Below are 21,802 nucleotides of genomic sequence, written 5' to 3'. Positions count from 1 at the left end.
TTATCCCAACACCGACGACACCAGCAACTGGGTGTAAGGGTGATGAGGATCATCCAGCACCCGGTCGGTCAGGCCGCTTTCCACTACCCTGCCCTCGCGCATCACCAGCAGCCGGTGCGCCAGCAGACGCGCCACGCCGAGGTCATGGGTAACAATCACCACCGCCAGACCGAGATCGCGCACCAGCGTGCGCAGCAGATCCAGCAATCGCGCCTGCACCGACACATCCAGCCCGCCGGTCGGTTCGTCCATGAACACCAGCTTCGGATGGGTGACCAGATTGCGGGCGATCTGCAACCGCTGCTGCATCCCACCAGAAAAGGTGATGGGCAGGTCGTCGAGCCGGGACAGCGGGATCTCCACATCCTGCAACCACTGCCCGGCCTGATGACGAATATCGCCATAGTGACGGGCGCCGACCGCCATCAGCCGTTCGCCGATGTTGCCGCCCGCCGACACGCGGGGACGCAGGCCATCCAGCGGATGCTGATGCACCACGCCCCACTCGGTGCGCAGCAGGCGGCGGCGATCGCTTTCGCTCATCGCGTACAGCGAGCGTCCCTGGTAGTCAATCTGTCCGGCCTGCGGCGTCAGCCGGGCGGAAATCGCCCGCAGCAGCGTGGTCTTGCCGGAACCGGACTCGCCGACGATGCCCAGCACTTCGCCGGGGTACAGATCGAACGACACCTCGCAAAACCCCTTGCCGGGCGCGTACAGGTGGGTCAGATTGCGCACCTGCAACAGCGGCGTCTCGTCGTCGCGACCTGCGGCGGCGCCTACAACCGGCGCGGCGGCCTGAGCCATGCCTGCCTGATCCATGCCGGCCTGATCAATGTGATTCATGGTGCCCGGCCTCCTGACGCTCGCGGCAATAATCGGTATCGGAACAGACGTACAGGCGGGTGCCCTGATCGTCCATCACCACCTCGTCGAGGTAACTGTCGTGCGAACCGCACAGCGCGCAGGGCTGGTCCCAGCGCTGAACGCTGAACGGGTGGTCGTCAAAATCGAGGCTTTCCACCCGGGTATAGGGCGGCAGGGCGTAAATGCGCTTCTCGCGCCCGGCGCCGAACAGTTGCAGCGCCGGCATCATGTGCATCTTCGGGTTGTCGAATTTCGGGATCGGCGACGGGTCCATGATGTAGCGGTCGTTCACCCTGACCGGGTAAGCGTAGGTGGTGGCGATGTGGCCGAAGCGGGCGATGTCTTCGTACAGCTTCACCTGCATGATGCCGTACTCCTCCAGCGCGTGCATTTTGCGTGTTTCCGTCTCGCGCGGTTCGATAAAGCGCAACGGTTCGGGGATCGGCACCTGATAAATCAGGATCTGGTCTTCGCGCAGCGGCGTTTCCGGAATGCGGTGCCGAGTCTGGATCAGCGTGGCTTCTGCTGTACGTTCGGTGACGGCGGCTTCGCTGACCCGCTGGAAGAAACGGCGGATCGACACCGCGTTGGTGGTGTCGTCGGCGCCCTGATCGATGACTTTCAGCACGTCGTCATCGCCGATCAGGCTGGCGGTCAGTTGTATGCCGCCGGTACCCCAGCCGTAGGGCATCGGCATTTCCCGCCCGCCAAACGGCACCTGATAACCGGGGATCGCCACCGCTTTGAGGATGGCGCGCCGAATAGTACGTTTACTCTGTTCGTCCAGATAACCGGGGTTATATCCGCTCAGCGTGTTCATCGCGCTCCTCCTGCGGTGACTGGCGCAACTGACGCAGCAGCGCCAGTTCGGCCTGAAAGTCGACGTAATGCGGTAACTTGAGGTGGGAGACGAAACCGGCCGCCTCGACATTGTCCGCGTGCGACAGCACAAACTCTTCGTCCTGCGCCGGGCTGCCGACCGGCTCCTGATAAGCCGGCGCCTGCAACGCCCGATCCACCAGCGCCATCGCCATCGCCTTGCGCTCGGCGCGGCCAAACACCAGCCCGTAGCCGCGGGTAAAGTGCGGCGGCTCATCCTCCGGCACGGTAAAACCGTTGACCATCTCGCATTCGGTCAACAGGATGTCGCCGATTTCCAGCGCAAAGCCCAGCTCTTCCGGCTCGATTTCCACCGTGACATAACCGGTGCGAATCTCGCCGGCGAACGGGTGGGTACGGCCGTAGCCACGCTGGGTGGAATAGCCCAACGCCAGCAGGAAGCCTTCGTCGCCGCGCGCCAGTTGCTGTAGCCGGGCGCTGCGCGGCATCGGGTAGGCGGGCGGATCGCGGGTGATATCCAACGGCTCGTCGCCGTCGTCATGTTCGGCCGCCGCCAGCCCTTCCGCCGTCATCATGGCGAACATGTGCGGGCAGTGGTCCGCCAGCGGTTCCTGCGCCTTTGGCGCGAGCGGCGGTTCGCCTTCCGCCAGCAGGACAAAATCCAGCAGCCGGTGGGTATAGTCGTAAGTGGGGCCAAGGACCTGCCCGCCGGGCAGATCCTTGTACACCGCCGAAATACGCCGCTCCAGTTGCATACGACCGGTATCCAGCGGCAGGCTGTCCGCCAGCCGCGGCAGCGTGGTGCGGTAGGCGCGCAGCAGAAAAATCGCCTCCACCAGGTCGCCGCTGGCCTGCTTGATCGCCAGAGCCGCCAGTTCCCGGTCGTAAATACCGCCTTCGGTCATCACCCGATCCACCGCCAGCCCCAGTTGCTGTTCAATCTGCGCCGCCTGCACCTCCGCCAGCCGGGTGTCGCCGCGCCGCAGGTTGGCCTGTAACTGATGAGCGGCCTCAATGGCTTTTTCGCCCCCTTTCACCGCGACATACATCAGCACACCTCCACATGCGTAGTGCGCGGCAGCGCCATCAGCGTGCCGCCGCAGGTAAAAATGAAGTCCAGCCCGGCGGGAAACGGATGCGGGCGCTGTTCCAGATAATCCCGCACGCTGGTGGGCAGTTGCGGCGCAATCATGCGCGCTTCGGCAATCCCCGGCCCGGTCAGGCGCAAGGCGCGTCCGCCGCCCAGCGCGGGCACCTCCAGCACCAGCGTGACGCTGTTTTCCGGCGTCATCTCGTCGCCGGCGGTAAAGCCGTCCAGCGACAGTTCCCGGCTGACCGGCAACAGCGCGAACGCCGCCGCCTCGCGTTCCACCAGCTTCACGCCGGTGTGAAACCGCAGGTTGGTCAGCAACGTCTCCTGCGACAACGCCGGGTCCAGCCACAGCGGCGTTTCGCGGTCCATCAGCGTCAGCGCCACCGCGGTGGCGGACGGCGATAAGCCATCCCAGCCGATATCGTGATTCAGCGACACCACCACGCCCGGTTCGCTCATCGCTTTAAGAATGCGGCGAAACGCGTACTGCGCATCGCGCCAGGGATGGGAAAATCCTGCCAGTAGCGTCATGCGTTATCTCCTCGCACCAGCGTAAAGAAATCAACCTTGCTGCTGGCGATCTCCCGCGCCCGTTGCTGACGCAGCTCGTCACGGGTAGCGGCCAGCGGCACGATCAGTTGTTGGTAGAGCGCGCTTTGCGTCCCCTGTTGTTGCAGCAGGGCGTCGATTAACGCGCACAGTTCGGCGTGAGGCTTGTTGCGGCCGGTGACGTAGCTGTAGCCGCAGGTACCGTCTTCCAGCCGGATCACCGCGCGGGTGACGGTGACATCACCCAGCACGAAGCGATTGCCGGTAGCGCCGATACGCGCCTGCAAACGAGCCAGCCCGGTTTCAGGCGCCCGTAGCGTTTGCCAGACCGGATGCAGACTCAGCGGTTGCCAGTGGCGCCGCAGTTGATCCGGATCGCTGTGCGCCAGTACCGACAGCCAGCGTTGCCTTGCGGTTTGGGTTGCCATTCAGTGCTCCATTGTCAGTTCGATCATGTCGGCCCGCGCCAGACTGACGGAGTACTCCGCCACCCGGTCGCTGCCGCTACAAATATTGAGCGTGCGAATACACATCAGCGGGGTTTGCCGCGCCACTTCCAGCAATTGTGCTTCTTTCGCCTGCGACGCCCGGGCGCTGATGCGGGTCTGGCGACGGGTCAGGGATTGCTGTAGTTCGCGGGCCAGAAAATCGTGCAGCGAGCCGCTGGTGAAACGCTGTAACGACGGCCACCAGCTCAACTCCGGCAGGTAGTGATCGATCACCGATACCGGCACGCCGTTGACCCGACGCAGAGTGCGCAGGTGGACAACCTCATCGCCCTCTTCCCGCCCCAGCGCCGCCGCCACATCGGCGTTGGCCGGGCGCAGCACCGCCAGTAACCGCTCACTGGTGGGATGGCTGCCCTGCTCCAGCAAGTTCTGGCTGAAACGCGCCTGCGCATGCAGCGGATAGTCATAGGGACGCAGCAGCACCAGAATGCCGACGCCATGCCGACGCTGTACCAACCCTTTGTTGACCAGTTCATCCACCGCACGCCGCAGCGTATGGCGATTAACCTCGTAGTGCGCCGCCAGTTGCTGCTCGGACGGCAGATAGTCGCCGCAGCGGTAGACGGTGCGCAGTTCTTCTTCCAGCCGGGCGGCGATGGCCTGATACACAGTGGTAGGATGTCTAGATATCATGTCCATAAAAAAACTCCTGCTCGCAGGGAGCCTTTCCGGGCGGACATTCGCTCACGGATCGGTTAGCCACGAAGCGCGACCGGAGTGCTGCCAGCGGGCAACGCGGTACATCGCTTCAATCAGGGGGATTGGCGATTATGTTGGCAAAGCTGTGTGACAGACTGGCGAAGCGTGGATGACGAAATGGTGAAGGAAAAAGGACAGGCGGGGAGATGGGGAGACTTGAAAAAAATCAGGAATAGAGGAAAACAACTTACTCTTTTCATTAAAACATAAACGAATATTTTATATTCCCTATTGTATTTTCACTACAATCACCATCAGGTAGCAAAAATAAAAGAAAATCATACCACCTGAGAAATTCACATTGAAATAGAATCCATTTAGAAATAATATCTTCAGGAATAAAAGACAACAACCCAATCAATAAGGATGTTAATTATGTCGCATGTTATTTATCTAACCTTAGAGGGTGACCAACAGGGGTTAATATCATCCGGGTGCTCAACACATGACTCGATTGGAAATAGATATCAATCTGGACATGAAAATCAAATTCAGGTTCTGGGACTTAACCACGCAATTACCAGAGAGCAAAATATTGCTCACCATCCAATTCAACTCATTAAGCCGATTGATAAATCCTCACCTTTGCTGGGTGTATCGATAACATCCAACGAGTCCCTCACAGCGACATTCTTTTTCTATAGAACAAATATAGCGGGACAATTAGAAGTATTTTATGAAATTAAGCTCGCAGATGCCAGAATTGTTGATGTATCGTCAACCTATCCTCACTCTATCAACAACAACGATGCCATTCCATATGAGAAGATCCTACTAAAATATAAATCAATTTCATGGTCACACAAAACAGCCGGGACTTCGGGATATAGCATATGGAATGAAAATTCCCTTTAAAATTAAGCCAGGTGTTACAATCACACCTGGTTACTTTCTATACCAAACGCAAGTCAAAACCATTACAGTGAATCCTAATGTTAACCGTCCCCAAATATCTGGAAAGAATTCTAACGTGATAACAGAACACATTACGATAAGAATAACGGGGATAACGCCCCATAAAATATCACTAGCGAGCTCCATTAGAAATTTAACAATATACCTAATCACATCAATCACCATTTGATAAATCTAACAATGTTAAAGCCGCTTCCTCGTCCGTTCCGATTTTCTTTATACGATTTATATGTTTGGAAAAAGCTGGTTCAACAACGAAATAAACCATTTCCAACCTCTCAGAGTATAGAACCCAATAAAATTCCGGGAACTCTCGCTTTAGTCTATCTGCAGATACAGCAGCATGTTCAACATTTCCATATAATGTAAATGCAAAAATAGACATATTAGAAAACGACTGAAGCCTTCTTCTGACTACCATATTGAAGTAGAGCTGCTCTGATAAAATTTTAGCTATAGAATATGCAATCGCCGTTTTTGTCACACCATTAAATATAAACTTAGATGTGTGTTTTAGTAAAATCTTATATACCACATCAAAATCTCTATTCTTTAAAATCTCATTGACATATAACTCTGTTATTCTAAATATAGCATTACCTTCTTTTACAACCCTCCATATGTTCTTAGCCATCCTAGTATCTTCAACGTTGATTTTCTCATTCACATCTTCATAGCCTTCAAAAAAAACAGAAGTTCTCCAGATGAGTCTCTTAGCACCAACCTCGATTGTTTCAACGGTATCCTTTGCAATATCACTCAATGCTTTTCCTGTATGCTCAGCATTCAATGCCAAATTTTTTTCGGCTTCTAACTTCTGCTGTAAGTACCGATCCATGTAATTCATTACCGTAATCCCTGTTAATGTCAGTTGTTGAACTTCCCGAAATTTAAAAGCATTAACTCTAAATTCTATAATAAAAACCACGTGATTACCACTATGATAACCGCATCATTGTAAAATCAGTTGATACTATAAATCACACCCGGTATTTTGGTTTGCAACAGTTCTATTTAGTTCACCCAATTCAGGCGAATAAAGTGCAAAGCATCAACAAAACAAAACCAACAATCATCATGCTGCTTTTCCTGTTACCATTGCAGGTTACGTTAGCGAATAACGTTCATTTACCTGCCGACGTACAACGCTTCTTAAATAATGCGGAAGAATGCCAATATTTCTCCGAAGAATGGGACAGCACGCTGCCTAAATCACGCCAGCGGGACATTGAGCGGCAAGCGAATAAGTACTGTAAAGCGGCAAAAAAGCAGCAGAACGAACTCAGACATAAGTACAAAGGAAATCAGCAGATAGCAGACAAACTTAGCGAATATGATTTTTAATTTCTTATCACGATGTCACAGCGTAACCTTAAAGAAGCCAGTCGATGAAATAGACTGGCTTAACGCGGCGACAACGCGATCAGCTCGTCATAAAATGCTTATAAAGAATAATCACGCCAATAAAGACGAGTGCACCGCCTGATACATAATTCAGCACCACGCTCATGACTCGATTATTTTGCGATGCGCGGGCCAACATTCCCCCGGTCAGCCCGGCGGTCATGTCAATCGGTAACGCTGTCGCCGGTACAATCAGTGAAACAAGCAGTGCCTGTACGGGTGTATACCCGCCAGTTAAAATCAAACCAGGTAATATTGAAAGATAAAAAAGAATCGTTTTGGGGTTAAGAAACTCCACTGATACTGCCTGCAAATACAGTTTCAGCAAGCTATTCTGGGGCATTGAGGCTGTCTGCGTACCGTTATTTTCACCTGCATCCTGTGCTGCCTTAAGAGACACCCATCCCAGATAGAGAATATACCCGCCACCAATCAACGCGACGGCATTAGCAATAAAAGCGCTTTTAGCGACAATCGCCGTCACCCCCAGCCCCGCCAGAAGTGCATGAATGGAACTCCCCGAAGCTAACCCCAATGCCGAGACAGCACCGGCAGCTTTCCCTTGACTCATTCCCCGTGCACTCACGAAAAATAAGGAGGGGCCGGGACTCAGGTTCAGTAATAAAGCGGCAAATGCAAAAGCAATCAAACTGGTTTGTTCCATGGTTATCCTATCGCTATCAGGACTCTGTGTGAGTGTCACTGTGTCCGTTGATATAAACCAAAATGAATATAAAATCACATAAAGTGAATAAAAATAACCACTCATGCCGTGTGTGTCAATCCAGGATGACGGAAACCAGGTCAGAAAAGATCACTACGCCGTGAAAGGTAATGACTTAAAATTTATAGCGTTGAGTAAAACCAAATACATTGAATCAATTTCAAATGAAATCACTTTTCATGAACTAATAACATCATGTGGCGGCTAATGATTTATTCATGTTATGCCTGCCAGAACAACATGCCTTTTGTCGCGAATGACGTTACAGCGCAATGGACCAAAAAAAAGCCAGTCGAATAATCAGACTGGCTTAACGTATCGGCTCAGCACCGGGCTGAACGCATAAGGGTGGGTGTTCACTGGAGTGCGAGTTCCTTATTGATAGGTTTAGGTTTGGCATCATCCACACCGGTTGCCCGTAGCCTCGCCAGCGCCCGTTCCGACTCCTGCAGCACGTGCAGGCATTGTTCGTGGGTGATGGTCAACGGTGGTTCGATGCGAATCGACTTGGCGTTGTTCAGCGTGCCCGCCACCAGCACCCGGCGCTGGAACAGTTCGCTGGCAAAGGCATAGCCCATCGCGTTTTCTTTAAATTCAATTGCCTGCAGCAACCCTTTGCCGCGCGCTTCCACGATCAGATCCGGGTACGCCGCCGCCAGCCGTTGCAGCCCGGCCAGCAAAAACGCCCCCTGACGCGCCGCCTGATCCGCCAGATTGTCGCGCAACAGCACGTTGACCGTAGCCAGCGCCGCCGCGCAGGCCAGCGGGTTGCCGCCAAACGTGGTGGTATGCAGGAACGGGTTGTCAAACAGCACCGAGAACACCTCTTCGGTGGCGACCGTCGCGCCAATCGGCATCACGCCGCCGCCAAGCGCTTTGGCCAGACAGAGGATATCCGGCTGTACGCCATAGTGCTCGCAGGCGAACATCTTGCCGGTGCGCCCCATGCCGGTCTGCACTTCATCCAGAATCAGCAACGCGCCAATTTCATCGCACAAGGCGCGAACGGCGGGCAGATACTGCTCGGGCGGCACGATTACCCCGCCTTCACCCTGAATCGGCTCCAGAATCACCGCGGCGATGCCTTCGCCGTTGCGCTGACACTGTTCGACTTTCTGCCGCATAGCTTGAATATCGCCAAACGCCACGTGGTGGAAATCCGGCAATAGCGGCATGAACGGGCGACGGAACACCGGCTTGGCGGTAGCGGACAACGCCCCCAGCGACTTGCCGTGGAACGCGCCGTGGGTGGCGATGAAGCTGAACTTGCCGCGCGGAGACTGATAGGCTTTCGCCAGCTTCAGCGCCGCTTCCACCGACTCGGTACCGCTGTTGCTAAAGAAGCTGTACTTCAGCTTGCCGGGCGTGATGGCCGCCAGCGTTTTCGCCAGCATGGCGCGCAGCGGGTCCAGCAGTTCCTGGCTGTGCAGCGGCTGTTTGGACAGCTGTTTTTCCACCGCAGCCACCACCGTAGGGTTACGGTGACCGACGTTGAAAATGCCATAGCCGCCAAGGCAGTCGAGGTATTCATTGCCCTGCGTATCAAGCAGCGTGTTGGGGCCGCTGGCGCGCCATTCTACCGCACCGTAGCTGCCACCGGAGGTGACGGATTTTCTGTATTCCAGAAAACCGGGATTGACGTATTCACGAAAAGCGTTAAGGGTTTCATGGTTGAGCGCCGCCATCGCGTCGGCGGATAGGGTATCGCTCATAATCAAGTCAAGGGCCTGCTGAGAACACTCTAGCGGGTTAAGATGTGACGGTGGTCTGGACAAAATGCGCTCCTTGGGGGTGAGGTATCACGTGATACCAATTTAAGTAATGCATATAACGCACCACTTGCCCACCCGATTTGGAAATCACGATTTCCTCCTGTCATTGTCTATTTTTGAAACACTTTATAAACAAAATAATATATTTCGTATCACCCCCAGCCATTAGCAGCCTTATAAAGAGCAAAAAACGCTCAAAAAACAAGGCGGACGCACTACTAGTGTGCAATCCGCCCCAGTATCGGGCATTTTTTCATCACCGGCCCATACTCGCCATACCGTCAATGACGGATCATGATGTGCCGCACCACGGTGTAATCCTCCAGACCGTAGACAGACATGTCCTTGCCGTAGCCGGACAGCTTCTGGCCGCCGTGCGGCATCTCGCTCACCAGCATAAAGTGGGTATTGACCCAGGTGCAGCCATATTCCAGGCAGGCGGCGACGCGATGCGCGCGACCGATGTCGCGGGTCCACACCGAGGACGCCAGCCCGTAGCGTGAGTCGTTAGCCCACGCCACCACCTGCGCTTCGTCGTCAAACGGCGTGATGGAGATGACCGGGCCAAACACTTCCCGCTGGACGATTTCGTCCTCCTGCCGGGCATCCGCCAGGACCGTGGGCTGAAAATAGTAACCGCCGCCGGGCACCCGCTCCCCGCCGGTGATCAGCCGAATATGTGGTTGCGCGCGGGCGCGATCGACAAAACCGGCGACCCGCTCCAGTTGCTCGGCGGTAATCAGCGGCCCCAGTTCGGTGGCGGGGTCGTCGGGCGCGCCAATCTTCAGAGTAGCGACCGCCTCGCCCAGCTTCGCCACCAGTTGTTCATACACCGGGCGCTGCACATACAGGCGGCAGGCGGCGGTGCAATCCTGCCCGGCGTTGTAAAAACCGAAACTGCGAATACCATCCACCACCTGCTCCAGGTCGGCATCGTCAAACACAATCACCGGCGCCTTGCCGCCCAGTTCCATGTGGGTGCGTTTTACGCTGGCCGCCGCATTACCGATGATATGCGAACCGGTAGCGATCGAACCGGTCAGCGATACCATGCGCACCCGTTCGTGGCCGGTCAGCGCATCACCGATTTCTCGTCCCTGTCCGAACAAAATATTGACCACGCCCGGTGGGAACAGGTCGGCCAGCAGGCTGGCCAGATACAGCGTCGTCAGCGGCGTTTGCTCCGCCGGCTTCAGCACCGCGCAGTTCCCCGCCGCCAGCGCCGGGGCCAGCTTCCACGCCGCCATCATCAGCGGATAATTCCAGGGGGCGATAGAGGCGACGACGCCGACCGGATCGCGGCGAATCATTGAGGTGTGCCCTTCCAGATACTCGCCCGCCGCCGAACCGTTCAGGCAGCGCGCCGCCCCCGCAAAGAAGCGGAACACGTCCGCCACCGCTGGAATTTCATCATTCAGCGCCGCGTGATAGGGTTTGCCGCAGTTTAGCGACTCCAGCCGGGCCAGCGTTTCGCCGTGCGCCTCAATCAGATCCGCCAGTTTCAGCAGCAGCGCGGCGCGTGTTTTCGGCGTGGTCTGCCCCCAATGGGCAAACGCGGCATCCGCCGCCATCACCGCGGCATCCACCTGCGTCAGGTCCGCCTGCGCAATGGCGGCGATGGCTTCGCCGGTCGCCGGGTTGTATACCGTGTAAGGCGCCCCCTTGCCCGACACCCGTTTTCCGTCAATCAACATGTCAGTCAGTAAATTGTCGTGCATACCCTGTCCCTCGAAGCGATAGCTGTAGACGTACCGTAGCGGTTGTATTGCGAAACACTCGTGTAAAATACCTCTGTGCCAGATAGTGCAAAATACCTGCCATCTTCACGGCGACGGCGCGCTCGCCGGTGAAAAACCGCATTTACCCTACTTCAGGCGTAGCTGAACCCTTCAAGCGTAGCTGAGAGATTGCAAAGAGAGCGTGACCGGGGAGCAACATCAATAACATCAGACTGGCGCGACTAAGGCATAAACGGCGTCAGCACCGCCCGCAGTCGCCGGACGGCGTGTCGCAGCATCTCAGGCGGAAACCCGCCGAACCCCAGCATCAGGCCCGAACGGCGGGTCGGACCGGCATACATCGGCGAAAGCGCGCGCAACGCCAGCCCGGCGGCGTGGGCCGCGCGCTCGACCGCCACATCCGCTACGCCGTCGGGCAACCACGCCACCAGATGCATACCCTGATCGCAGGGCTCCACCTGCAGCCAGGGCGTTTCGCGTTGCAGGGCCTCAATCAACACGCGACGCCGTTCAGCATAGACGGTGCGAATACGGCGAATATGCGCGTCGAAATACCCCTCCTGCATATACGCCGCCAGCACGTGCTGGTCAGCCAGCGGTGAAGCGCGTCCCATCAGCGCGCGGGCGCCGGCGAACGCCTCCGTCAGCGCGGCGGGCACCACCATATACCCGAGCCGCAACGACGGCGCCATCACCTTGCTGAAGGTGCCCAGATACACCACCCGCCCGGCGTCCAGCCCTTGCATGGCGGGAAACGGGTGCCCGGCGTAACGCAGTTCGCTGTCGTAATCATCTTCTACAATCCAGCTGTCGTGCCGCCTGGCCCACTCCAGCAGCGCCAGGCGGCGCCCCATGCCGAGCGGCATACCAAGCGGGTACTGATGAGACGGCGTGACAAACGCCGCCCGTGCATCGGCATACCGGCTTATCGCCAGCTCCACATTTATGCCCTGCGCATCCACCGGTATGCGCCGGGTCTGCACGCCGCATTCGGTCAACACTTCGGTCAGCCCGGCATAGGCCGGATCTTCCGCCCAGGCGCTGTCGCCGGGCGACAGCAATACCCTCGCCGCCAGATACAACCCTTGCTGGGTGCCTTCGGTCAGAATGATGTTGTCTGGATCGCCGATCACCGCACGCGACTGGCGCAGATACGTGGCGATCGCCGCACGCAGCGAAAACAATCCTCTGGGGTCGCTGTAGCCGGTCAGCGCCGCCGTCTGACTGGCGCGCACCCGGTTGCCGAGACGTCGCCAGCGATCATCCGGCGCCGCCTCCCCTTCCGGCACCGCCACCGAAAACGGCACCGCGGGTAACGGCGATAACGCACGGGCGATGGCGGCATAACGCTGCGCCGAGGATGGCAACGACACCGGAATCGGGGGAGCAGGTGGCGATGCCGTCACGCTGACCGGTGCCATCAGATCAAACGCGGAGGCGACCCAGGTGCCGGAGCCGCTACGCGCGTCCAGATACCCCTCCGCCGCCAGTTGATCGAATACATCCGCCACTGTCGCACGCGCCAGCCCCAGCGATCGCGCCAGCGTTCGGGTCGAGGGGATACGCTCGCCCGCTTTCAGTTCCCCGCGCTGAATGGCTTGCCGCAGCGCCTGAGCCAGTTGACGCCCCACGGCGCCGGCGGTTCGGTCCAGCGCGCCAAGCGCGGGCAGTTCAGTCAGGCAACGTGGTCTTGGCATCGGCAGTTTCCTCCTTCATCGGATTTCGCTCAGAACATCGCTATCAACATATATCGCTATCAACATAGTGTGTTCGTCAGTATTAATTAGTGGTCTTTCTACATGAATAGTGGCCTATCAATATTATGCAGAAGTGGCCCTTCATTACAGACCGCTTTGCCGCACAATGCCGGTATGAATGATGTTACCCAGCCACAGAAGGAATCATCGCTATGCATTGTCCACACGCATTTCGGGAAGCGCGCCAGCCGATCCTGCACGCGCTGATGCGCGCCCATCCGCTTGCCATGCTGATTACCGCGGGTCCCGGCGGTCTGTCGGCCAACCTCATCCCTTTTCTGCTAATCGATGACGGCGCCTGCGGTACATTGCGCGCCCATTTGGCCCGTAATAACCCGCAGGTAAATGCGTTAAGGGCTGTCAGCGAAGCGCTGGTGGTGTTTCAGGGGCCGGACAGCTACATCTCGCCCGACTGGTATCCGTCGAAGCAAGCGCACGGCAGAGCGGTGCCGACCTGGAACTATGTGATGGTGCAGGCGCGCGGCACGCCAACGGTGATTGACGAAGCAGAATGGCTACGGCGGCAGGTTGGCGCTCTGACCCACGCCCATGAGCATCAGCGCCCCCGGCCGTGGCAAGTGGACGACGCGCCCGCCGCGTTTGTCGCCGCCCAACTTAACGGCATCGTAGGGCTGGAAATCCCGATCGCGACACTCGACGGTAAATGGAAAGTCAGCCAGAACAGAACGCAGGAAGACCGTCAGGGGGTGATTGATGGGTTACAACGAGAGAACGGCTGTCCGGCGATGGTCGAATGGGTTGGCGCCCAAGGGGCAAAATGAATGCTGACCTGTCATTCCCGTTTCAACGGGCTTTAGTCTGCCCCGCACTGATGCGTGACGCACGCTTAATAGATAAAAACACGCATGACTGTTTTATTTTAATAACCAGAAAAACTATTAATCGTTCTTCGCCATAGTCATTTTACCCACAAATGAAATAATGTGATGCCATCGGTAGATTTATAAAATAACGCACTCAGAACCGCTGGGAATTATTATCATTTATTCCCGGCCACCTCCACACTCGGTTGACATTAAAAAACAGAGTGATAAACAGGAATGACATTTATATAAAACCATTTAAAATCATAGTTTTATTATAAATTCACATTATTATTCCATTTTTAAAACGGTGTTCACTTTCACTCCACTCACTCTACCGGAGCAAAAACACAACCATAAAAAAACACCGACACAACAAAAATAAAACACTTACTAAAACAAACCGCTGCAATAACAAAACCAATGAAACAAATTCACGACAACTCATCTTTATTAAGAATTATAAAATTAATCTTATAATTAATAAACTAAAAAAATCAGACGTTTTTTATTCTCGCCGCACATCCCGTTAATTCGCCATCAGGGAAAGAAACAGTTGGAATAGTAGATTTAGATCAAGAAAAAACAGACGGAATAATCTCTATAGTACCCATGACGACAGTAATCCAATCTCAATTAATTAACTCGTCATTTTGAGCAATGGGGAATCTATGGACTTTATCATTCAACTTATCATAGTCCTGATCTGCCTGTTTTACGGCGCGCGAAAAGGTGGTATCGCGCTCGGATTATTAGGGGGTATCGGACTCGTCATTCTGGTTTTCATTTTTAAACTGGAACCTGGGAAACCGCCGGTCGACGTGATGCTGGTCATCATTTCCGTGGTGGCCGCTTCTGCTACGCTGCAAGCCTCCGGCGGGCTGGATGTGATGCTGCAGGTGGCGGAAAAAATGCTGCGACGCAACCCGAAATATGTGTCGATCATTGCGCCGTTCGTGACCTGTACGCTGACGATTCTGTGCGGCACCGGCCACGTGGTGTATACCATTCTGCCGATTATTTACGACGTCGCCATCAAGAACAACATCCGCCCGGAACGGCCGATGGCCGCCAGTTCGATCGGCGCGCAGATGGGGATCATCGCCAGCCCGGTATCGGTAGCGGTGGTGTCGCTGGTCGCCATGCTGGGTAAATTCACCTTCCACGGCAAACACCTTGAATTCCTGGACTTACTGGCAATCACGATTCCCTCTACCCTGCTGGGTATTCTGGCCATCGGGATTTTCAGTTGGTTCAGGGGTAAAGACCTGGACAAGGATCCGGACTTCCAGAAATTCATTTCCGTGCCGGAAAACCGCGAATACGTTTACGGCGACACCGCCACCCTGCTGGACCGCAAACTGCCGCGCAGCAACTGGGTCGCCATGTGGATCTTCCTTGCCACTATCGCTGCGGTAGCACTGCTGGGCGCGGTGGAAAGCCTGCGTCCGTCCTTCGGCGGTAAACCGCTGTCGATGGTGCTGGTGATTCAGATGTTCATGCTGCTGTCCGGCGCCATCATCATCATCGCCACCAAAACCAATCCGGGGTCGATTTCGAAAAACGAAGTGTTTCGCTCCGGGATGATCGCGATTGTCGCGGTGTACGGCATCGCCTGGATGGCGGAAACCATGTTCGGCGCGCACCTGACGCAAATCAAGGATACGCTGGGCTCGCTGGTGAAAGAGTATCCGTGGGCGTATGCGCTGATCCTGCTGCTGGTGTCCAAGTTCGTCAACTCACAAGCCGCTGCGCTGGCCGCGATTGTGCCGGTAGCGTTGGCGATTGGCGTTGACCCGGCGTACATCGTGGCATCCGCGCCAGCTTGCTACGGTTACTACATTCTGCCGACCTACCCCAGCGATCTGGCCGCCATCCAGTTCGACCGCTCCGGTACCACCCATATCGGCCGGTTTGTGATTAACCACAGCTTCATCCTGCCCGGCCTGATTGGCGTCAGCACCTCCTGCGTGTTCGGTTGGGTGTTCGCCGCCATGTACGGGTATTACTGAGTTATCCCGCTGCGCCGGACACATCGGCGTAGCGGACGTTTCTCCCTCCAACCGCCCGTTCGGTCCCAGCCGTCGGGCGGTTTCTCGTTACAGGTCCGCCTGTTCCCGCCACAGCGCGACGCAGCGCCGGGCCAGCGCCTCGGTGCTGTCGATACTGCGCGCCAGCCAGCGCGACTGCGCTGCCGCCAGCCCGGGTGCCACTTCAGTGCAGGCCAGAATCAGTTGGTTGGCGCCGCGTGCAGCCAATCGATCGGCCAGTTGCCCGAACAGCGCTCCGCCCGCCGCGACTTCGCCACGTTTCACCGCATAACAACCCGGCACGAACAGATTATCCATCTCCTGCTCGTCGGGCAGCACCGTTTCGATATCTAACGCCGCCAGCCGCTGCTGATACCAGCCCGCCGCCAGCGTACCGTGGGTGGCGATCACCCCCACCCGCGGCGACGGCGTGCCGGCCAACGCCAGCTGCGTCTGCGCCAGCGTGGCGTCGGCGATGTGCAACACCGGCGCACGGCTGGCCGAGCGCAGTTCATCAAACCAGTGATGCGCGGTATTGCAGGGAATGACCAGGTGACTGACGTCCAGCCGGTTGAGATGTTCAATACCGTCCAGCAACGCCGGCAACGGCGATGCGCCAGTCCCGGCCAGCGCCCGCTGGCGATCCGGAATCTGCGGCACATTCCATACCGCCATCGGTACATGTTGCTGGTCGCGCTCCGCAGGCGTGGCGGCGATGATTTTCTGCAACAGGTCGACGGTGGCGAGCGGCCCCATCCCGCCCAGCACGCCGATCAGAAAACGTGTCGGCATCACCAGCCTTCCTGCTGCTCGAACGCCTGACGGTAGCCAAACAGTCCCGCCGCTCCGCCGGTGTGAATAAACAGCACGGTGTCGTCTTTACCAAACTGCCCTTTGCGCACCAGATCGATCAGCCCGGCCAGCGCCTTGCCGGAATAGACCGGGTCCAGCAAAATCCCTTCCAGCTGCGCCGCCAGTTTCAGGGCTTCCAGCGTCCCGGCGGTGGGAATGCCGTATCCCTGCCCGACATAATCGCTGTTGACCTGAACCGCCTCGCGCGGCACCTCGCCCGCCAGCCCCAGTTTCTGCCAGGTGCGCTGCGCCAGCAGCCAGACATTCTCTTCCTGCTTCGCCTTCGGCGCCCGTACGCTGATGCCCAGCACCGGAATACCGCTGTTGCTGGCGGTCAGCCCGGTGACCAGCCCGGCCTGAGTGCCGGTGCTGCCGGTGGCGTGCACGATATGGTCGATGCGCAGCCGCTGCTGGCTGGACTGATACAACAGCTCTTCGGCGCAGGCGACATACCCCAGCGCGCCGGTCGGGCTGGAGCCGCCGCCGGGGATCACATAAGGCCGGTGGCCTTGTTCGCGCAACGTCGCCGCCAGCGCCTCCATCGCCTGTTGCATGTCGGTGCCGGCCGGCAGGTGATCGACAATGTCGCCGCCCAGCAACTTGTCCAGCAACACGTTGCCGGAGCGCTGGTAGTCAACGCCGTAATCCTCAACCCGCTTTTCCAGCAGAACCTGAGTCTTCAGCCCCAGCTTCGCCGCCGCGGCGATGGTTTGACGCACATGGTTGGACTGGGTGGCGCCCTGAGTGATGATGATGTCGGCATCCTGTTGCAACGCTTCAGCCAGTAGAAACTCCAGTTTGCGGGTTTTGTTGCCGCCGGTCGCCAGCCCGGTGGCGTCATCGCGTTTGATATAAATCGTCGGGCCGCCGAGATAAGCCGATAAACGCGGCAGCGGTTCCAGCGGCGTGGGGAAATGGCCCAGCGACAAACGGGGAAAACGGGCGAGATGCATATTCTTCTCCTTGGGGAAATAATCAATGTGCTTTAGCCATCTCGTTTTTCATCTTATTTCAGCCACGATAATGAACTGACAAAACAATAAAACGTGTTGTAGATAGCGTCATGAAATAAAGCGAAACGCAGATTTTTCAAAATAATAAAAATAAGCGCAGTGCACAGACTGGTCGCCGGATCAGGCGACTTGCCGTTCCAGCTCGGTTAATTGCCGCCAACTGGTGTCGTCGACGAAAATACCGTTCGCCAGCCGCTGGCGATACGCCTGCTGTTCCGGATCGCCGGGCAGCAGCAATCCGCCGTCGGGCCGCGACTGACGCACCCAATCCAGCAACGCCGGGATTTCCTGTTGATAGCTGGCCGCGCCGCCCAGTCGTTCCGGGTCGATCAGTATCGACAGCATGCTGTTGATGATCTGCTTACCCTGACCCGTGGCGGTGCGCTCCGTGGCCCCGCCGGTCAGCGCCGCACCAAGCAGCGAGCACACCAGCGCCAGACCGGAACCTTTATGCTGGCCGAACGCCAGCAGCGCGCCGAACGGCTCTTCCATCAGCCAGCGCGGGTCCACCGATGGCTGGCCCTGATTGTCGACAATCTGTCCCGACGGCAATGACCGGCCTTCGTTCCAGGCGATACGCGCCTTGTTGCCGGCAATCACACTGGTGGCGAAATCGAGAATCACCGGCGAGCCTCCCGCCACCGGGATCCCGGCGCAGAACGGGTTGGTGCCGAAACGCGGTTGCTGCCCCTGCCAGGGCATGACGATCGGGCGGGTGTAGACATTGGCGAAATGCAGCGACACCAGCCCCGCTTGCGCCGCCTGTTCCGCCCAGGCGCCGATGCGCCCGAGATGGTGCGCATCCGCCAGGCTGAGTACCGCCACGCCTTGTTGTTTCGCGCGTTCAATACCCTGAGCGATCGCCTGCCGGGCCACCACCTGGCCGAAGCCATGCTGCCCGGAAAACGCCAGCATCGGCCCGACGTCAAGCGTCTTTTCCGCCTGCGCATGCGGCGCCAGCCCGCCTTCGCGAATCGCGGCGATATAGCGCGGCAACATGCTGACGCCGTGGGAATCATGGCCTTTCAGGCTGGACTCCACCAGATTATCCGCCACCAGACCGGCCACCTCCGCGTTCACCGCCGCCTCGTTCAGGCGTTCGCGCAAATAATGACGTAAATAATCGTGAGAAAAGACAGGCATGCTCCGGGTCCCCGTAAATCAGAAAGGTTTTACTATAATCCTCACGAAAACCGGGGTAAGTGAGTAATACGGGAAACAATAGCAATAATATTGCTTAACAAAATATCGCCTCTGCTTAGCAGAAATAACTATAAATAGAATTCAAATAACTTATTTCCAAATAAGCTTTTCCGTCAGGGATTATAAAAATAGCATGCGGGAATTATCTTGTTAGAAATGAAAAATGACCACCGACTTTTCTAAATTAAATAATTAACTGTGAGACGATACCGATGGCGCCAGTGGAAATGCAATTCATAGAAATAAACCGAGTTGTAAAAATAAACCGAGCTGAAAATACGACCGGACAGAATACATCCTCCCGCCACGTCAAAAACGGTTGGCTGCTGGCACTGATGCTCGCGCTGGGTGCTGCGCCGCTGGCGGCACAGGCGGAGGGCAGCATCAGCATCGCCCAGCAGTTCGGCATCGGCTACCTGATCCTGGATGTGGTGCGCGACCAGCGGTTGATTGAAAAACACGGTAAACAGCAAGGGCTGGACATCAAGGTCGACTGGCGCACGCTGTCCGGCGCCACCGCTATCAACGAGGCACTGCTGTCCGGCGCGCTGGATGTGGCGTCCGCCGGGGTGCCGCCGATGTTGACCCTGTGGGACCGCACGTTGGGCAAACAGAATGTACGCGCCATCGCCTCGCTGGGATCGATGCCGAATTATCTGCTGAGCAATAACCCGGCGGTGAAAACCCTGCGCGACCTGAGCGACCGCGACCGTATCGCCACCCCCGCCGCCGGCGTCGGTTTCCAGTCGCGCACGTTGCAGATTGAAACCGCCAAACTGTTCGGCGACGCCGACTACAAGCGCTTCGACAATATTACCGTCAGCCTGCCGCACCCGGACGCCAACGCGGCGCTGATCGCCGGCGGGTCGGAAATCACCGCCCATTTTTCCAGCCCGCCGTTCCAGTATCAGGCGCTGGAACACCCGAACGTGCATAAGATTCTGAGTTCCTATGACGTGCTGGGCGGGCCGGGCACCTTCAACGTGCTCTACACCACCCAGAAATTCCACGATGAAAACCCGAAAACCTACCGCGCCTTTTACGACGCGCTGAAAGACGCGTCCGACATTATCAACGCCAACAAGGCCGCCGCCGCTGAAACCTATATCCGGGTGGAAAACTCGCGCCTGCCGCTACCGCTGGTCAAACGCATCGTCGAAGACCCGGAGGTGAACTTCACCATCGTGCCGCAACGAACGTCGGTATACGCCGAAAAACTGCAACAACTTGGCGTACTGAAAAACAAGGCCGCGTCATGGAAAGACTACTTCTTCAATGAAATCCACGATCAGCCGGGCAGTTAACTATCCGGCTACAGGAGATTGCGATGTCCGCTCATCCATTGCATCCGCTGTTGCAGGTCAACGGCGTTGACCTGCGTTACCGCACCCATCGCGCGCAGATACAAGCGACCCATGACGTCAGTTTTGACGTGTTCCCGGCGGAGCGTTTCGTGCTGCTGGGGCCGTCCGGCTGCGGCAAGTCCAGCCTGCTGAAAGCGATCGGCGGATTTCTGTCGCCAGTCGGCGGCAGTATCCAGTTGGAAAACCAACCGGTCACCCGCCCCGGTCCGGATCGCATGATGGTGTTTCAGGAATTCGACCAGTTGCCGCCGTGGAAAACCGTGCTGGAAAACACCCTGTTCCCGCTGGTCGCCAGCGGCACACTGACCAAATCAGAGGCGCGCGAACGGGCGTTGCACTTTCTCGACAAGGTCGGGCTGGCGAAATTCGCCGATGCCTACCCGCACACGTTATCCGGCGGCATGAAGCAGCGAGTGGCGATCGCCCGCGCGCTGGCGATGCAGCCGAAAATCCTGCTGATGGATGAACCCTTCGCCGCGCTGGACGCCCTCACCCGTCGCAAGATGCAGGAGGAATTACTGGCGCTGTGGGAAGAGGTGCGCTTCACGCTGCTGTTCGTCACCCACTCCATTGAGGAAGCGCTGGTGGTCGGCAGCCGGATCCTGCTGTTGTCCCCTCATCCCGGCCGGGTGCGGGCGGAAATCAACTGCCATCAGTTTTCGCTGAACGATGCCGGCGGCGATGCTTTCCAGCACGCCGCCCGACGTATCCACGATCTGTTATTCCCGCCGACGCCGGCCTCTCGCGGCGCGTCGGCTTCACCTGAGGTATCCCATGAATACATCTCCCCCGGTCAGGCCCGAGTATCAGCGTGAGCTGACGCCGCTGCCGCCCGACACGCTGGAAGCGCCGCTACCGTGGCTGACCCGGCTGGCGCAGCATACCTTACTGCGTCGGCTGGTATTGGTGCTGTTGCTGCTGGCGTTGTGGGAAGTCGCCGCCCGCTGGCAGAACAACGACCTGATGCTGCCCGGCTTTCTCCAGACATTACAGGCGTTCCGTCAGGATATGTTGAGCGGCGAACTGCCGCAGAAAATAGCGGTATCCCTCGGCACGCTGCTTAAAGGCTATGTCATCGGCAGCGTGCTGGCGCTGTTGCTCAGTACGCTGGCGGTGTCGGTGCAACTGGGACGCGACTTGCTGGCGTTGCTCACCGCGATGCTTAACCCGCTGCCCGCTATCGCGCTGTTGCCGCTGGCGCTACTGTGGTTCGGTCTTGGTGAAAAAAGTCTGGTTTTCGTGCTGGTGCATTCGGTGATGTGGCCGATGGCGCTCAACGCCTACAGCGGTTTTCTCGGCGTTTCCGACACCCTGCGCATGGCCGGGCGCAATTACGGCCTGACCGGCTGGCGCTACGTTGTCCACATGCTGATCCCGGCGGCGCTGCCGGCGATCATTTCCGGGCTGAAAATCGGCTGGGCTTTCGCCTGGCGCACGCTGATCGCCGCCGAACTGGTGTTTGGCGCGTCCAGCGGCAAAGGCGGGTTGGGATGGTACATCTTTCAGAACCGCAACGAGTTGTATACCGACCGCGTATTCGCCGGGCTGGCCTCGGTGATCCTGATCGGGTTACTGGTGGAAGGGCTGATTTTCTCCACGCTGGAACGCCTGACCGTCCGCAAATGGGGTATGCAGCGCTAGGCTGCGCAGA

The 21,802-nt window shown here is 57.4% G+C and carries 21 protein-coding genes; 7 read left to right on the top strand and 14 right to left on the bottom strand.

All coding sequences use genetic code 11. The annotated features are described in order from the left end of the window. From phnK to phnF, 6 genes are read right to left on the bottom strand one after another with little or no spacing between them, the layout of a single operon-like run. Complete coding sequence (gene phnK, locus DXX3274_RS08195) at positions 1-804, bottom strand: phosphonate C-P lyase system protein PhnK (protein WP_050569942.1); 804 nt, start codon at positions 802-804, stop codon at positions 1-3. A gap of 25 nt (positions 805-829) precedes the next feature. Then, a complete protein-coding gene (locus DXX3274_RS08190) occupies positions 830-1,684 on the bottom strand; it encodes an alpha-D-ribose 1-methylphosphonate 5-phosphate C-P-lyase PhnJ (protein WP_042859376.1) in 855 nt (284 codons plus the stop codon). After that, positions 1,662-2,753, bottom strand: a complete 1,092-nt coding sequence (locus tag DXX3274_RS08185) for a carbon-phosphorus lyase complex subunit PhnI (protein WP_042859375.1) — start codon at positions 2,751-2,753, stop codon at positions 1,662-1,664. Before DXX3274_RS08185 ends, DXX3274_RS08190 begins: the two co-directional genes overlap by 23 nt. Then, the gene (phnH, locus tag DXX3274_RS08180; protein ID WP_039695802.1) at positions 2,753-3,328 is read right to left on the bottom strand and encodes a phosphonate C-P lyase system protein PhnH; all 576 of its coding nucleotides are present in this window, start codon (positions 3,326-3,328) and stop codon (positions 2,753-2,755) included. The genes DXX3274_RS08185 and phnH overlap by 1 nt, the downstream gene beginning before the upstream one ends. Further along, the gene (gene phnG, locus DXX3274_RS08175; protein ID WP_042859374.1) at positions 3,325-3,774 is read right to left on the bottom strand and encodes a phosphonate C-P lyase system protein PhnG; all 450 of its coding nucleotides are present in this window, start codon (positions 3,772-3,774) and stop codon (positions 3,325-3,327) included. The genes phnH and phnG overlap by 4 nt, the downstream gene beginning before the upstream one ends. Then, on the bottom strand, positions 3,775-4,494 hold the full coding sequence (gene phnF, locus DXX3274_RS08170) for a phosphonate metabolism transcriptional regulator PhnF (RefSeq protein ID WP_042859373.1): 720 nt from the start codon (positions 4,492-4,494) through the stop codon (positions 3,775-3,777). 435 nt (positions 4,495-4,929) lie between these two features. Between phnF and DXX3274_RS22745 the strand changes: the two genes are divergently transcribed. After that, on the top strand, positions 4,930-5,409 hold the full coding sequence (locus DXX3274_RS22745; RefSeq protein ID WP_012770379.1) for an Hcp family type VI secretion system effector: 480 nt from the start codon (positions 4,930-4,932) through the stop codon (positions 5,407-5,409). Positions 5,410-5,623: 214 nt separating this feature from the next. On the opposite strand, the gene DXX3274_RS08160 is transcribed toward DXX3274_RS22745, so the two are convergent. Then, positions 5,624-6,316 (bottom strand): hypothetical protein, encoded by a 693-nt coding sequence (locus tag DXX3274_RS08160; RefSeq protein ID WP_042859371.1) that lies wholly within the window; start codon positions 6,314-6,316, stop codon positions 5,624-5,626. 194 nt (positions 6,317-6,510) lie between these two features. Here DXX3274_RS08160 and DXX3274_RS08155 point away from each other — a divergent pair, with 194 nt between their 5' ends. Continuing rightward, on the top strand, positions 6,511-6,813 hold the full coding sequence (locus DXX3274_RS08155; RefSeq protein ID WP_042859370.1) for a hypothetical protein: 303 nt from the start codon (positions 6,511-6,513) through the stop codon (positions 6,811-6,813). 79 nt (positions 6,814-6,892) lie between these two features. Here the strand turns inward: DXX3274_RS08155 and DXX3274_RS08150 are convergent, their stop codons facing one another. The 4 genes from DXX3274_RS08150 to DXX3274_RS08135 all read right to left on the bottom strand — a co-directional run bounded on the left by DXX3274_RS08150 (position 6,893) and on the right by DXX3274_RS08135 (position 12,805). Next, positions 6,893-7,537 carry a LysE family translocator gene (locus tag DXX3274_RS08150; protein ID WP_042861960.1) on the bottom strand — a complete coding sequence of 215 codons (645 nt, stop codon included), beginning with the start codon at positions 7,535-7,537 and terminating at the stop codon, positions 6,893-6,895. A 416-nt stretch (positions 7,538-7,953) separates the two neighbouring features. Continuing rightward, positions 7,954-9,372 (bottom strand): putrescine aminotransferase, encoded by a 1,419-nt coding sequence (gene ygjG, locus DXX3274_RS08145; protein WP_042859369.1) that lies wholly within the window; start codon positions 9,370-9,372, stop codon positions 7,954-7,956. A 278-nt stretch (positions 9,373-9,650) separates the two neighbouring features. Then, positions 9,651-11,087, bottom strand: a complete 1,437-nt coding sequence (patD, locus tag DXX3274_RS08140; RefSeq protein WP_042859368.1) for an aminobutyraldehyde dehydrogenase — start codon at positions 11,085-11,087, stop codon at positions 9,651-9,653. Positions 11,088-11,329: 242 nt separating this feature from the next. After that, complete coding sequence (locus DXX3274_RS08135; protein WP_042859367.1) at positions 11,330-12,805, bottom strand: PLP-dependent aminotransferase family protein; 1,476 nt, start codon at positions 12,803-12,805, stop codon at positions 11,330-11,332. Positions 12,806-13,017: 212 nt separating this feature from the next. On the opposite strand from DXX3274_RS08135, the gene DXX3274_RS08130 reads away from it, so the two are divergent. Then, the gene (locus DXX3274_RS08130; RefSeq protein ID WP_042859366.1) at positions 13,018-13,647 is read left to right on the top strand and encodes an FMN-binding negative transcriptional regulator; all 630 of its coding nucleotides are present in this window, start codon (positions 13,018-13,020) and stop codon (positions 13,645-13,647) included. A 713-nt stretch (positions 13,648-14,360) separates the two neighbouring features. Beyond that, on the top strand, positions 14,361-15,701 hold the full coding sequence (locus tag DXX3274_RS08125) for an anaerobic C4-dicarboxylate transporter (protein ID WP_042859365.1): 1,341 nt from the start codon (positions 14,361-14,363) through the stop codon (positions 15,699-15,701). Between the two features lie 87 nt (positions 15,702-15,788). Here DXX3274_RS08125 and DXX3274_RS08120 read toward each other — a convergent pair whose 3' ends face one another. From DXX3274_RS08120 to DXX3274_RS08110, 3 genes are all read right to left on the bottom strand, one after another. After that, positions 15,789-16,511, bottom strand: coding sequence for an aspartate/glutamate racemase family protein (locus DXX3274_RS08120; RefSeq protein ID WP_042859364.1), 723 nt, complete (start codon positions 16,509-16,511; stop codon positions 15,789-15,791). Beyond that, entirely contained in the window at positions 16,511-17,524 is a 1,014-nt protein-coding gene (locus tag DXX3274_RS08115) for a D-cysteine desulfhydrase (protein ID WP_042859362.1), read from the bottom strand. Before DXX3274_RS08115 ends, DXX3274_RS08120 begins: the two co-directional genes overlap by 1 nt. Positions 17,525-17,704: 180 nt before the next feature. Beyond that, the gene (locus DXX3274_RS08110) at positions 17,705-18,727 is read right to left on the bottom strand and encodes a malate/lactate/ureidoglycolate dehydrogenase (RefSeq protein ID WP_042859361.1); all 1,023 of its coding nucleotides are present in this window, start codon (positions 18,725-18,727) and stop codon (positions 17,705-17,707) included. 395 nt (positions 18,728-19,122) lie between these two features. Here DXX3274_RS08110 and DXX3274_RS08105 point away from each other — a divergent pair, with 395 nt between their 5' ends. Genes DXX3274_RS08105 through DXX3274_RS08095 form a run of 3 tightly spaced genes read left to right on the top strand, consistent with a single transcriptional unit; the run spans position 19,123 to position 21,792 of the window. Then, entirely contained in the window at positions 19,123-20,091 is a 969-nt protein-coding gene (locus DXX3274_RS08105) for an ABC transporter substrate-binding protein (RefSeq protein ID WP_050569834.1), read from the top strand. Positions 20,092-20,114: 23 nt separating this feature from the next. Further along, positions 20,115-20,966, top strand: a complete 852-nt coding sequence (locus DXX3274_RS08100; protein ID WP_042859360.1) for an ABC transporter ATP-binding protein — start codon at positions 20,115-20,117, stop codon at positions 20,964-20,966. Next, positions 20,926-21,792 carry an ABC transporter permease gene (locus tag DXX3274_RS08095; protein ID WP_042859359.1) on the top strand — a complete coding sequence of 289 codons (867 nt, stop codon included), beginning with the start codon at positions 20,926-20,928 and terminating at the stop codon, positions 21,790-21,792. The genes DXX3274_RS08100 and DXX3274_RS08095 overlap by 41 nt, the downstream gene beginning before the upstream one ends. Positions 21,793-21,802: the final 10 nt, after the last annotated feature.

Source organism: Dickeya sp. NCPPB 3274, assembly GCF_000406205.1.
GTDB classification, from domain to species: Bacteria; Pseudomonadota; Gammaproteobacteria; order Enterobacterales; family Enterobacteriaceae; genus Dickeya; species Dickeya fangzhongdai.
Note: the sequence above shows the minus strand (reverse complement) of the source record. Positions and strands in the feature narration are given on the sequence as shown.